This window comes from Segetibacter koreensis DSM 18137, assembly GCF_000374045.1.
In the GTDB taxonomy this organism is placed as follows: Bacteria; Bacteroidota; Bacteroidia; order Chitinophagales; family Chitinophagaceae; genus Segetibacter; species Segetibacter koreensis.
In genome coordinates this window covers 1-13,821 of sequence record NZ_KB893321.1, presented here as the reverse complement: position 1 = coordinate 13,821, position 13,821 = coordinate 1, and the positions used below count along the sequence as shown (strand labels likewise).

The following is a 13,821-nucleotide window of genomic DNA, read 5'->3' as shown; positions in this document are numbered from 1 at the left end:
ACATTAGCACTCTTAACTATTAAAGAAGTATCACTGCCATAATTCTTTGCCCCATAGGTTCCGTTACGAACAAAGGCATCTGCTAGAGGGTTTAATGTTTGAGTTGTATTGCCACTGGCAACAGCCGTTGTTACTGTTACAGTAATTTGTTCTTCGCTATATAAGGCAGGGGAACCGTTATCAGTGACTCGTATGGTAAATGTAAACGTTCCAGCTTGGGCAGGTGTCCAATTAAAGTCGCCCGTTGTGGCATTAATAACAGCTCCCAGGGGTTCGTTAATGAGTGAAAAGGTTAGTGTTTGACCCGCATCTACGTCTGTCGCGGTGGCAGTGAAACTCAACGCCTCCCCGACAAAAACATTTTTAGAGCCAATCGGAGCAAGTACCGGAGCTGTGTTGGCAGGCGGAATATTCGTGCTATTACAATCAGGATATAACTTTACTTCTTTGGTGGAGGACAGTCCTCCGGCATCTGTTACAGTAAGTAAAATTCGGTAGTAGTATGTTTCTTCACCGCATCCTAACGGAGAAATAGTAGTTGTTGTTTCCCGGGAAGTGTCAACAGGCTCAGGATGCTCATGATCATTATGATGCAAAATAGTTTGCCATTGGTATGAAAGCTGGCTACTTGTATGCTCCTTATCCGTAACAATAGCTTTTAAAGTGTATTGGGTATCGCCGGTCATAGGATATAAAGTATTATTGGCCGGACTTAGAATCGTAACATCAGGAGGCGTGTTATTTACGGATATAATAAGAGAAGTTTGATCTGTGCCACCTACACTGTCTGTAACAGTAAGCGTAACTGTGTAGTCTGTAAGGGTGTCCGTTACAAAGGTATGAGAAGGATTGGCAAGGCTACTTGAAATTCCGTCTCCAAAATCCCACAAATACGAAAGTTGGCGACCATCAGGATCGTTAGAACCACTACCTGTAAATTGTACATTAAGAGAACTAGGCCCATAGGTTTTATCAGCGGACGCTACAGCCACAGGATTTTTATTTGTGTATGATATCTTTTTAATTTCTGAGGGGTAGTTCACATAGTAAAGACCTCCCAAAGATGGATGAACTGCCATTGATACCACTATTGATCCGGTATCTATAAAATTTCTAACAACAACAGGCTTGTCACTATCATCCACTGTCATATTTCTAACCCACTGCTTTCCATAGTCTGCGAAAAAAAGAGTATTCGTGTATTCTGCAGGGAAATCCTCGTGAGTATAAAAGCAACCAGCTATGGTGGCATTGCCACTAAATTGCGGTCCGGATACAGGTGATCCATCTGCGCCGATGTTAACTACTGCAGCGGTTTCTCCATTAAAGACACCAGTTCGCGAAGGCCCGCTTGTACCGTGTTTAAAGTCAATAATAGGTCGCGTATGAAGAAAGGTATTTATGTTTTTAGGGATGGTTTGAGTTGTATTACATGGATTGGCAAATGTTGCAGTACCACTAGCTGTAGCTTGTTTAAGCAAGTCCTGGAAATAAAAGTATTGTTGAGTACAACCATTAAGTCCATATAAAGGATTAGGGGCAAATTTATTGTAAACCTTCAAATTTGTATAACCACCCATAGGTGTAAGCCCTTCAAAAAGTGGCCATCCAAAATTCTGACCCGGCTTCGTTACAGCATTCACATCTTCCCAAGTATTATACCCAACATCTCCAACATAAAATGAACCCGGCTTCCCATCCATTGGATTAGTGCTACCTGAATTAGGTTTTAGAACCATACGAAAAGGATTGCGCAAACCTAAAGACCAGACTTTAGAACGAACAGAACCTGGATTATTCGTTTCATAAAAAGGATTGCTGGGAATGCCATCACCGGTTTCGGGATCTATTCGTAATATTTTTCCGTTATAACTTTCTAAAAGTTGGGCGCGAAAAGCTCCTACATTTTCCTGGCTCGTAATAATACCATCAGTTAAAGCCTGGGAATAGTAAGTTTCAGTTGCACTACCTCCATCATTAGACACGTAACTCGCACCATCACCCGCGGAAATGAGAAGAGTTCCATCGGTTCCAAACACAACACTACCGACACCGTGACTTTTATACAATACAGGAATTCCGGTAGACCTGGTTGATCCAATTAAAACTTTGCGGCTGTTTAAGTCTACGCTATAACCGGTTGTCATCTTGGTAGCTGTATAGCGCGTCAGTCTTCCAATTGTAGCGTTAAGATATTCATTAGTGGTGGAGCTATAAGTACTGGTTCCGTAATGCATCAGGTGGTGACGGTCTACCACGTACAATAAATAAAAATAACCGTTGGTTTCAAATTGAGGATGGAGCGCAAATCCCAGTAAACCAAAGTCATTCCAATTCCCTACTTCTTCACTGATGTCTATTAATAAACTTTTTTTATTATTTTCTACTACCCATACTTTTCCGGCTTTTTCCCAAACAAACATCTGGTTACCACTAGCAGAAAAAGTAAGCCCTACGGCCTGGGTCCAGTTTGAAGATACTGTTGTAGATGAAAAGCCACCAGGAGGAGTTTGAGCAAGCGACTGAGTACCACAAACAGCTAAAAATAAAATACAAATAAGGCCGCTTTTTCGTAACAGGAATAAGAACCTTAAAAGCGGGCTTTCTTTGGATAAATAATTAAATTTAAGATTAAGAGCCTTGATACATTTAGCGCTTTTGTAGTCGTAACAAAGAATTGGTAGAGACGGAAACTTTTTTAAATTACTACTACTGTAGAGTTTGAACATGAAACATGCATTTATATTAGTTAGAAAATTCTTTTTAGTACGACATAGCTTCAAATAAACATTCACTTTTTATTCCTTTTAAGATTGCATCTTACGTCGCTATCTTTTTTAAAAAAACGAATCGTAGAATAATCCGGATTAAACAAAGTCCCTGCTCCCACTCCGCAATTGGTTTAAGACACGGTGAGTAATAACTTACTTTTATTATAGGAATACATTTAGCGGCCCAAAGACATTAACACCGAAACTTTTTCTTCCCTAATTATTGTAAGTTCTATAACGTTGCAGCGGCGGTTTTAAACAGACAGTTGGATGTTGCAGCTCCTTTTGAAAACAAATCAAACAATACAATTTGCTCGTTCAGTGCAAACTGCTTTAAATCTTGAGTAAGGCTTTTCAGAACTATACTCAGTTCAGAAGTAAAATTATAGGGATTCCAAAAGGATCTTCACTAAATAAACTGATAGAGAAGAAGAAAAAATATCATGACAAAAAATGTTGGGGAGATATTTTTTGTCACAAAAGAAAATAATTTATCACCTTCTTTTATGGTGTCAAGTAAATATTAAACATACAGTTATAAATATTTATTTTCAACAATGTTTTTACGCAGTTAATAACAGGATAGGAATTTATAGATAAGTAAAAATAATAGAATATCTGACATGAAAAAATAATTATTAGAGTTTTTGAAATTTAAATATGGAGAATTGAAACGTGTAAAAAAGATCAAAGCAAAAAGTTGTTGCTAGCAGAAAAATAAAGTGGTAAAGCAAGAAAGCTTGCTTTAATAATTATTTACCGGGTCTTTCCCCGCACAAAATACCAATGATGGTAACATCAAAATCGCTATCTGTTACATTACCACAGGATGCCTTTCAATCGGCCTGTTTCGATCAAAATTATACCTGTAGGTGACCATTCGCCTGCTTTGAGTACCGCCTATAGCTTTGTAAATTCCCACCATCCGGGGGTTCCAATCGCCTGCCCAGCCCATTTCTATTAAATCATACCGACCTTGTTTTCTGATAACCATTGCACCTGAATAAATCATAAATGCATCGATACCCAGCGCCTGGAATTTTGGAACTATTCCAAACGCAACACCATTTATTTTGCGACTTGGTTTTGTTTTTTGAAGAACGAGCAATCTTAGTTTTTCCCATAATCCAAACTTGCCGTTGAAGTATTTAAAGTATTGGTTTAAATCAGGAATATTAATCCACATTCCGATCGGTTCTTCTTTATAATAAGCAAACCATACAAGCGTTTCATCCATTATAGGCTTCATCTTATTAAATAACTTAATGGCTGCGTCGGTACTTATCTCTTTGCCTTCGTTGTGTTGAGCCCACGCCTGGTTATAAATGTTAGAAAAATCTTTGGCATATTTTGTAAGATTACCCTTATCAACGTGCCTCGCGGAGTAATCAGGTTTAGCCGCAAACTTAGCGTGTCGCTCCCTATACTTATCGCCTAAAGTCCCATATGCCTGCAACGTATAATAATACTGGTTATAATAGTTTTTGAACTCATAACCTTCAAAAAGTTTTTCGTAATAAGGCGGGTTGAATGAGATGCCGTACATTGGCTCTTTATCGAAACCTTCTACCATCAGTCCCCACCATTTGTCTCGTTCACCAAAATTTACGGGGCCGTCCATTGCCTCCATATTATTTTGTTGCAACCATTTTTTGGCGGTATCAAAAAGCAGGTTAGCTGCATTCTGGTCATCTATACAGTCAAAAAAACCACAGCAACCAACAGGGTAAGCATCGCCCTTGTTGATGTACTTGCTGCTTGCAAAGGCGGCAATTCTCCCGATCGGGTTACCCCTATTATCTTTTAAAATCCATCTTTTTGCTGTTCCATATTTAAAAGCTTTGTTCTTTACAGGGTCAAAGACATCATTTATTTCATTATTAAGTGGTCTTATGTAATTAGGATTATTTTTATTGAGTAGCACATTTACCTTTATAAAATCTTCGGCAGCTGCTTTATCACTTACTTCTGTTATTTTCATATATATTATTAATACCTTTTATTCCTCTCAATTCGAAAAATGATAGCAAGAATCTTATTGACTTAAAGACACAAAGGTGGCCCAAACCGTTCGTTGGATTGGTTTATTGTAAGCCATATTTTCAAACTTTAACGGGCTTCTAAGTAATACAATTTTACGATAATAATAAAATAAGAAATTAAATTGCCAACGATTACCGCCCGCCGGACGACCAAAACCTGTACAACAAAGAATTAATTTTAGGTTAAAAGCTGTAAAGCTTATCAATTTTGCATGGTGTAATTATTGATAAATATTACCTTATAATTGAAACTGTATGGAAAAGGAAGGATTTTTCGTAGAAACAAAAGAGATGGTAGAACAATATGTAGAAGATCGTTTATTACTGCTAAAATTACAAGCTACCGAAAAAGCGGCCAAGGCATCTTCTTTTATTTTTATCACTTTAGCTGTAAGTTTTATCAGCCTTATTTTAGTTATGATTATCAGCTTTATTATAGGTTATTATTTATCGAAGGCAGTAGGAAGTTATCCCGCAGGTTTTGCAATTCTTGCAGGTATATATATATTACTTATTTTTCTTTTATTGTATCTGAATAAAAAATTTATTGCGAAAAAAATTGCTGACACTATTGTGAAATTCTCATTTGAAAATAAAGAAACTTTCAGAAATGAAATATAAGACCAGGTATGATCTAACTCATATTACTTCTGTTGATGCGCTTAGGCGCGAACAAACAGTTGTGAAAGAAAGAATCAAGGATCGTGAACATGAGTTACGACTGAAAATGTATGAAATACCAGGAGAACTTGCAGCTGCAAGCGCTAACTCCTTCATACCTAAAATATTCAGGGGCAAGATTACAAACGCAGCTTTGAACGGAGGGAAGAAAATTATTAACAGCTTTTTTGTTCCTTCTGAATCAAATCAAAAAAACCTGTTGACACATACTGTAAAAAATCCGGGTGGAGTATTGTCAATTATAAAGAAAGGAATTGGTTTACTAAGAAAAAGAAAGTAAATACCTGTAGATGTTAACGAACTAAAAATGACTACTGCAAATTATTCCTTTTAATTTTTTTATTGTTTAAAATAATAACTTAATACCGGACTGTCTACAATGCGAAGATGCCTATATCTTATATTATTGTTTTTTATTAGCTGCGGTAAAAAACAAGACGAAAAACCTAACATCTTTACGCTTCGTGAAATGAGCGACCTGGCGACAGTGGAATATACGGTAACAAAAATTATAAAAGCAAGCGATACTAAGACATGGTTTAAGCCAGGCGAAAGAAAAATTTTGATGAGCTGTGAAGCACACATAAAGGCAGGCATAGATATGAGTGCAATAAATGAACAAAGTTTTACAATAAATGAAAAGAATATAATTGTATCACTTCCACCACCCAAAGTTATTAGCCTTAGTATTCCGCCAGAGGCCATTAAAACCCAATACGAGGAAACAGGTGTTTTCAGAGATAAATTTTCCGTCGCCGAGCGTGACGCACTTGCAGTACAGGCAGAGAAGCAAATAAGAACCAGTATCGAATCCCTGGGAATACTACAACAGGCCAAGGTAAATACGGCAGTGTTTGTAACCAGTTTTTTAAAAAGACTTGGCTACGAGAAAATAGTGATTAATTACGATGGAAAGGGACAGGGTAAACCACAATGAGAATACTCCGAAATGTTTTGATCTACATCCTTATTGTTGTAGCAGCTTATTGGTTGCTGCAAAAGTCTCATGTAATTCCTTCACTGAGGGATGTTTTTGGCGCTAAACCGGTAGTTATTGATCAAACACCGATACTTATACAAGAAATAAAATCTATAGGCCAGTTAGTCACGTTCACGGCGTATGATGAAGTTGTTGCAGACTCCTTAATAGCCACACGAGGTTCCACTTTTGTAAATGCCTTTAACCGTCTCTCCCCTATTCCAATGCTTCCTTCGGCCGATAAACAGTTGGTGTTAATTGCCAAAGGCAAAGTTTTAGCGGGAACGAATCTTTCTTTGCTTACAGATAGCAGTCTTACCATTCGCAACGACACAGTTACGCTTTTTTTACCTAAAGCAGAAATTGTTGATGCTATCGTAAATCCTTCTGACTTTGAAGTGTTTGTAGAAAAAGGCCAACTGACAAGCGAGGAAATAACACTTGTAAAACAACAAGCCAGGCGTAAACTACAAACAAATGCATTACAACAAAATATCCTGGCAAAAGCTGATGCAAAGGCGAAAACAGTACTGCACGATTTTTTAGGAAGTATGGGCTACAAAAAGGTTTTGATTTATTGAAGAAATTGATTTCCCAATCATTTGAAAGGACATTAAAATCTTTTTATATTTCATTCACTATAAAAATTACATCATTTTTTATTTTGGCATAATATATGTTTGGTAAGAAAAATAATCCGAAAACCTTTTGGCACCGGTACTACTCCATCACTGGATATAGGCCGGTGTCGTCTATTATAGCCGAACGCAGTCGTTGCATTCCTTCTCATCTTTATCATCTGTCTAACAGTCAAGGCATAAAAGTAAAAGGCTGTCTCAAACGAAAGACAGCCTTTTACTACAACGACGTAAGTACAAATTATTTCTTCAGCGACAAAATATAATGAATCATTTCTGATACATCTTTTTTAGCCAGTTGCGGATGAGGAGCCATGGGTATTTGTCCCCAGTTACCTGCTCCACCTTTAATTACTTTGTCAGTCAGTTTCGTTAATGCAGTAGGATTATTTTTATAGCGGCTTGCAATATCTAAAAAAGCAGGTCCAACTAGTTTCTGATTAACGGAATGGCAAGCTTTACAATCGCTTTGTGACATTAGCGCCAATCCCTGGCTTGCAGAAGTTGTTGACTGTTTTCCGGAAGCCGGTATTTTTCTTACAGGACTTGTTGGAGATTCCGAAGCAGGCACTGCTGTAGTGGGTGAAATAGACTTCCTTTCCTTCTTTTCGTTTTGCCGTTTCTCTGTCACTTCTTTTCCATCTTTAAAATCAATCCAGTCTAACGAGCCTAAATTTTTATTGGGCGTCTCATTCTGCACAAATACAAAATACAAATCATGTTTACCTCCCGGATCAGTAATCGGACCTGTTGCTTCCGAAAATTTTCTCCAATCTCCTGTGGCCTGGTAAGCAACACTACTAATTACTTTGCCACGTAGAGAATCGACATGCACCTCTATTGTTGCCCCTTTGTCTTTGGAAGAATAATTATAGACCAGGTTTTCTACATCTTTTAAATCAATATTCTTAAAAACAAAATAAGACCTGTTATTAATGCCGCCCAGTCGCTCATCATCTTTACGCATGTTGTATGTAAAGTCTGCACTTTCGGCCTGCACTTTCGACGGGCGAAGGATTAATACATCTTTATTGGTAAGAGGAGTAATAGCTCCACCTTTATCGGTATATGAAGCAGTGAAAATATAACGTCCCTGGTCACCTGTTCCTAAATGCTCATTTAATATCGCCTCTCCTTCCTGCGGTAGATTTTTTTCTTCTTTTTTGGTTGAAACAGTAAGAACATATTTTACGATTTCTGTTGCATCTTCTTTTGAGAACTGCGGATGCGCACTCATTGCATGTTCTCCCCAAACGCCGGAACCTCCCGTAATGATTTTATTTGCTAAGTAACCGACAGCATTTTTGTCATTCAGGTATTTTTGTGAAACCTGCATAAAAGATGGACCTACAGACTTTGCATTTGTCTGGTGGCAAGCCTTACAATCGCTGTTGGCAATCAGATTTTTACCATAATTATAGTTTTCATTAATTTGCTGATGTCCCATTTCAGCTTGTGCTCCGGCCACTTTAGCAATGTATTTCAATGAAACTTTTACGTTTTTCTTATCAATGCTATTATCTTCTTTATCCTTAACGTCTACGTGATAATGTAATGCGGTGGATTTAGCGAAGAAGAATGTGCTGTTATCAGTAGTTTGAATTGCCACCTCAGGTAAGGTATTACCTACTTTGATTTCAACTGTATCTTCTGAACTTTTACCCGCAGGATCCGTTACTTTTAAAACGGCTTTGTAAATACCGTTGTTGGAAAATGTATAAGTTGGATTAGGTTCTGAAGAAATTGATTTGCCGTCTAGTGTCCATTGGTAAGTAAGCTTGTCATCTTCGTCGTAGTCAACGCTTTTTTGGCTGCTAAGATTTACTTTAAAAGGTGCCAATCCAATTGTATCTTTTGTAGTTATTTTTGCCACCGGCGCACGATTGCCACCATTGTAATCGATTCTTACAAGGCGCGCATCTACGTTATCTATACCATAAACAGAACCATATTCTAACATATAAATCGATCCGTCGGGTCCTATTTCCATGTCAACAGGACGACGAAAATCACCATTAGTTGGCATAAACGGTTCCATACGTTTAAAGTTATAGTTATCATCGAGACGCACAGCAAAAACCCAGTTGCGCATCCAGTCATATATAAATAAAGCTTTGTCGTAGTAAGCAGGCAATTTGGTCGGGGAATTTAAATTAGCATCAAAATGATAAACCGGCCCACCCATGGCACACCTACCACCAAGTCCCAAAGCTGGAAATTCATCTGACAAAGCATACGGATACCATATCATTGGCTTATTAGGAGGAGGCAAAACTTTCGCACCGGTATTGTTAGGTGAATTATTAGTAGGTCCCGCTACATCAAATAAATTGCCAACTGTTTTTGCAGCAAAGTCAGAATCATGGTATGCGATAGAGTTACCAACAAAATATGGCCAGCCGTAGTTTCCTGCTTTACGTGCCTGGTTAAACTCATCATACCCTCTTGGGCCGTGGCGGCTATCCTGGCCGGCATCGGGTCCTACTTCACCCCAGTAGACAAAAGAGGTAGCGGGGTCAACAGAAATACGGTATGGATTCCTGCAACCCATAACATAGATCTCAGGTCGTGTTCCAGGTGTTCCTTTTGCAAATAAATTACCTTCCGGAATGGTATAAGAACCGTCAGCCTCAGGATGAATACGTAAAATTTTACCCCTTAAATCGTTGGGATTACCGGCAGAACGTTGTGCATCAAATGTTCGTCTGCCTTCTCTTTCATCGATAGGTGCATATCCATCAGACTCAAAGGGAACGGTATTGTCACCAGTGGAGATAAAAAGATTTTTGTTTTTATCCCACGCCAAAGATCCACCGGTGTGTGCACTTACTTCGAGGTCAATAGGTACTTTTATAATTACTTTCTCAGAAGTTGTATCGAGGGTATTATCTGGAGTAAGTTTAAAACGTGAAATATTTTGGTGATATTGATCACCTGTATTGGATGTATAAAAGAAATAAATGTAATTGTTTTGTCTAAAATCAGGATCAAGGGTGATACCAATCAAGCCATTTAAATATTTTTCAACAGCTTTAACAGGAAAGTCATAAACCAATTTTGTTTGTTTTGCGATGGGATCATACATATAAAATTTACCAGAACGCTCGGTAAAAAATACACGACCATCAGGTGCCACTGTCAATTCCATGGGCTCGTTAAGATCATTTGAAAGAACTGTTTTGGTAAAACGATTATCTTCAGGAGCTTTTACAGCGTAAGATTTTGAATAATTCAGGGGTGCATTATTTCCTATTACATATTTAATACCACCTAACAAATGTTGCAGAAACAGTGTATCACTGTAGCTTTCTTTAGTATGCCCGCCCCCTGTATAAAAAGCCCTGCCGCCATCAAATTCGTGATACCACACGAAAGGATGATTGTCTCCCATTTGTCCGCCCTGGTAAGTGCTTTCATCAAGGTTGGCTAACACTTTAATGTCGGGTTGAACACTTTTATAATTGTACAATTCATCAAAGCGTTCCCATTTATCGGGCAGAAAAGAAGTAGCCGGATGATTTTTATCAACAACATTAAGGGTAGCTTTTTGTTGTTTTGGATGACTTAAAAAATAAGCTCCCAGCAGTTTGTTATACCATGGCCAGTCATACTCGGTGTCGGCTGCGGCATGAATACCCATAAAGGCTCCGCCTGCCTGTATGTAGCGCTCAAAAGCGACCTGCTGATCAGCGTTTAAAACATTACCGGTAGTACTCAAAAAAATAACAGAACTGTAGTTCTTTAAACTGTCTTCAACAAAGTATTTAGCGTCTGAAGTAGTATCAACAGAAAAATTATTTTCCTGTCCGAGTTTAATGATAGCGGCAGCACCGGTAGGAATAGATTCATGGTAATATCCTTTGGTTTTTGTGAAAACCAAAATCCTGGGTTTAGATGCAGGTGTGTTTGCAGAAGAAGTTTCCGATGCAGAAGGTACAGCAGACTGCGTCTTTGAACTTTTACATGCATAAAAAATGGTTAACGAACAAGCAATAACAGATAACGTTAGAAACAGTTTTTTTTTCGTGAGCATTAATAAATAAACTTTTAAAAAAATTAGTGGTGAAAATGGAGGCTAAATATAGAATAAACCGTTTAAAAAAATTAAGTTATTATTATCATTACTATAATCAATTACATCAATGATGACTATAGAATCGTTTAATATTAGTTAGAATTCTTACAGAAATACGGAAATAAAAAGTTGAAGTTTAAACATTTATATATGCAAATGTTGGTATTAAGATTTTAAAGATTTGCATGTTTTTTATACTTAGTGGAAAAAAATTTTTTTGATTAAATAAAAAAATCATCCTGCTTCTTATATTAGAGCAGAATGATTTTAAAAACGGTCAATGATTAATATATAGAGATTTTATTTTCAGAAGTATATCATTTACTAACAATAACTTTTTGAGTCAAGACTTTATTATTGTTCTGCAGATGTAATACGTAGCTTCCATTTGGCAGGCTAGCTGCATTTAATAATAGCTTTTTATTTTCGCCTGCTTTCAATTCCCCATCAAACATTCTGCTTATGATCTTTCCTTCGATATTGTATAGTATTACAGTTGCTTTACCTGAAGTCGGTAAGGCAAAACTTATTATTGCGGTCGAACTAACCGGATTTGGAAAAGTATGTAAAGTGATCTCATTCAATAAGATATTTTGTTGTTCAGGAGATGTATTGTTTTCAGGTCTTGCCCCTGTGGTCAACTGGTATGCGCCAATATTAAATGTAGTTTTATTTGCTAAACTATTACCCCAGAAATCCCTGGTTCCAACATTTGTTCCAAATAGAGTTGCTAAGTTTAAACCATTATTAATTAAACCGGAAGTTGATTTTAACTTATATCTTTTAAGTTGAGTAATCTGACTACCATCTGAAAAAGTTAGTCCGGTAGTTGTGTCGGAGAATAACGGGTCAGTTTGGAGGCCGCTATTATTTCCATTTACTTTTTCCTGGCCTTTGGCTGTGCGCCAGGCATCGAGAGAAGAATACGTTGTACTACCCCAAAGAATTTTAAAGGCACTCCCTGTAGACCAGTAATCATTTCCCTGGAAGTAATAACTGGTTGATGTATACGGAACGTTAACCAACCAAACGCCACCGGTTGTCTGAAAAATATTGTTCCTTACTTTAACCCCGGAAATACCTCCGCTTCTGATAAAAAAGGCTTTGGGTGTGGCATTGGTACTTGCAGTAATATAAACAGTATTGTTATAAATCTCACTGTTTTGAATGCCGCCATTGGAGTTTGAAGACCACATATGTATGCCCCCATAATCATTTTTGCGACCATCATTCTCGCTAATGTTATATCGAATTATATTATTTTTAGTTAAAGAAGCTCCAGCATGTTGAGCAATAAGAAAGCCGCCCCCGTAATTGTCATGTGAATAATTATATTGAAGGATGGAATTGGTTGAGCCACCATCCAGGTCAAAGCCCCCTCCGTCTTTTGTATTGCCGGTTTTATTATGATGAGATTCATTAAATTGAATGACAACGTTGTTTGACTCGTATGTCCATATTCCTTGCGGCCCACCATCGGGACTCTGATGTAACCATCCGTTGTTATAGGCTGTGCAATATTCTACAACAGCCCCATTGACATTTCCGAGTAAGATTCCACTTCCACTGTTAGAAGAGTCTTGCTCTGCTATTCCTGCATTATTATAAACTTTCGTGTGAGCTATGTATATATTTTTATGCACATAAGATGCCTGGGCAAAAAGTTTAATACCTGCACTCCCATTATCGTGCAGAAGGCTGTTTGTGATAGAAACATCATCGTAACCGCACTTGTATTTCCAACTACCAATAGAAACCCCGGGGTCGCGATATCCATATGCTTCCACGTTGTCTATTCTGATATATGGAAGATGTGTAGTTGAATCTTTTTCCATAAAAAAAAGAATGCCCGCCTGTACGTTTGTTGTTCGGCCCGAACCTTTAAAGATTAAATTATTTATTTTGAAGCCAGCAGCGTTGTACACAAATATTCCGTAAAGAGTATCGCTGCTTATAGTTGCTTTGCCACTGCCATACGAACCGATTACGATTGGCTTCGATGATGTTCCAATATCGTAATTGTCAAAATACAAACTACCTGGAAAGGTGCTTCCACCCTGGAACAAAATGGTGTCACCCTTAAAAATTTTAGAATTGACCTTAGCAATGGTTTGCCAGGCACTACCTGCAGAAGTGCCTGAATTGGCATTTTTTCCGCTGAGACTTACATAATAAGTGGTAGCATGCAAGTTGTGAGATAATACATTAAAAACTAAAAGAAAACAAATAGTAAATGTAAATTTCATATCTAATGTTTATGGTTGAAAAAATAATAGCACAGTAATATAACTTTTGGTTATACTATTTTTTAAGTTGTAGGCTTATAAATGATATCAGATAAAAAAGAATGGAAGTAGGCATTTAGCTACTCCAATTTCAATTGTTTAATAAAAATTGGTTGAGTATTAATCATTCTGCCAGTTATGTTGTGAAAAATCTCTTCTATTGAATTACTTTGATTAAACCTGTAGCAAAATTCGTCCAGGTAGGGCTGTAAATTTCTAACACTATGATGTATACCTCTAAGCCAACCTTTAATCATCATTACTTGGCGATGGAAAAGTTTGAAGTTTTGTTTGGGGTTGCTTGTTTGCTGATGCAACTCTTTATACTCATTTTTTAACGGCCTATATCC

8 protein-coding genes and 1 pseudogene are annotated in these 13,821 nt (G+C 37.5%); 4 read left to right on the top strand and 5 right to left on the bottom strand.

The genetic code is table 11. The annotated features are described in order from the left end of the window. Together B154_RS28050 and B154_RS0108505 are read right to left on the bottom strand one after the other, a co-directional pair. Positions 1-2,729, bottom strand: a 2,729-nt coding sequence (locus B154_RS28050) for a PQQ-dependent sugar dehydrogenase (protein ID WP_018613415.1), incomplete at its 3' end; no start/stop codon positions are given. A gap of 856 nt (positions 2,730-3,585) precedes the next feature. Next, positions 3,586-4,752, bottom strand: coding sequence for a hypothetical protein (locus B154_RS0108505; RefSeq protein ID WP_018613414.1), 1,167 nt, complete (start codon positions 4,750-4,752; stop codon positions 3,586-3,588). Positions 4,753-5,068: 316 nt separating this feature from the next. Here B154_RS0108505 and B154_RS0108500 point away from each other — a divergent pair, with 316 nt between their 5' ends. The 4 genes from B154_RS0108500 (at position 5,069) to B154_RS0108485 (ending at position 7,054) form a co-directional block, all read left to right on the top strand. Next, positions 5,069-5,434, top strand: coding sequence for a phage holin family protein (locus B154_RS0108500; RefSeq protein ID WP_018613412.1), 366 nt, complete (start codon positions 5,069-5,071; stop codon positions 5,432-5,434). Further along, positions 5,424-5,774, top strand: coding sequence for a hypothetical protein (locus B154_RS0108495; protein WP_018613410.1), 351 nt, complete (start codon positions 5,424-5,426; stop codon positions 5,772-5,774). Before B154_RS0108500 ends, B154_RS0108495 begins: the two co-directional genes overlap by 11 nt. 99 nt (positions 5,775-5,873) lie before the next feature. Then, a complete protein-coding gene (locus B154_RS0108490) occupies positions 5,874-6,431 on the top strand; it encodes a DUF4230 domain-containing protein (protein ID WP_018613408.1) in 558 nt (185 codons plus the stop codon). Beyond that, complete coding sequence (locus tag B154_RS0108485) at positions 6,428-7,054, top strand: DUF4230 domain-containing protein (RefSeq protein WP_018613406.1); 627 nt, start codon at positions 6,428-6,430, stop codon at positions 7,052-7,054. Before B154_RS0108490 ends, B154_RS0108485 begins: the two co-directional genes overlap by 4 nt. 298 nt (positions 7,055-7,352) lie before the next feature. Here the strand turns inward: B154_RS0108485 and B154_RS28045 are convergent, their stop codons facing one another. From B154_RS28045 to B154_RS32980, 3 genes and pseudogenes are all read right to left on the bottom strand, one after another. Further along, entirely contained in the window at positions 7,353-11,144 is a 3,792-nt protein-coding gene (locus tag B154_RS28045) for a ThuA domain-containing protein (protein ID WP_018613404.1), read from the bottom strand. 359 nt (positions 11,145-11,503) lie between these two features. Then, positions 11,504-13,432, bottom strand: coding sequence for a right-handed parallel beta-helix repeat-containing protein (locus B154_RS0108475; protein ID WP_018613402.1), 1,929 nt, complete (start codon positions 13,430-13,432; stop codon positions 11,504-11,506). Positions 13,433-13,551: 119 nt separating this feature from the next. Continuing rightward, positions 13,552-13,821 (bottom strand): annotated as a pseudogene (locus B154_RS32980) (IS1595-like element ISBaba1 family transposase); the annotation flags it as partial.

What these genes read in the sequence shown, in the direction of transcription:
- B154_RS0108485 (WP_018613406.1), top strand. Translation starts at nt 6,428, where the DNA reads ATGAGAATACTCCGAAATGTTTTGATCTACATCCTTATTGTTGTAGCA.
- B154_RS0108490 (WP_018613408.1), top strand. Translation starts at nt 5,874, where the DNA reads ATGCGAAGATGCCTATATCTTATATTATTGTTTTTTATTAGCTGCGGT.
- B154_RS28045 (WP_018613404.1), bottom strand. Translation starts at nt 11,144, where the DNA reads ATGCTCACGAAAAAAAAACTGTTTCTAACGTTATCTGTTATTGCTTGT.
- B154_RS0108500 (WP_018613412.1), top strand. Translation starts at nt 5,069, where the DNA reads ATGGAAAAGGAAGGATTTTTCGTAGAAACAAAAGAGATGGTAGAACAA.
- B154_RS0108495 (WP_018613410.1), top strand. Translation starts at nt 5,424, where the DNA reads ATGAAATATAAGACCAGGTATGATCTAACTCATATTACTTCTGTTGAT.
- B154_RS0108505 (WP_018613414.1), bottom strand. Translation starts at nt 4,752, where the DNA reads ATGAAAATAACAGAAGTAAGTGATAAAGCAGCTGCCGAAGATTTTATA.
- B154_RS0108475 (WP_018613402.1), bottom strand. Translation starts at nt 13,432, where the DNA reads ATGAAATTTACATTTACTATTTGTTTTCTTTTAGTTTTTAATGTATTA.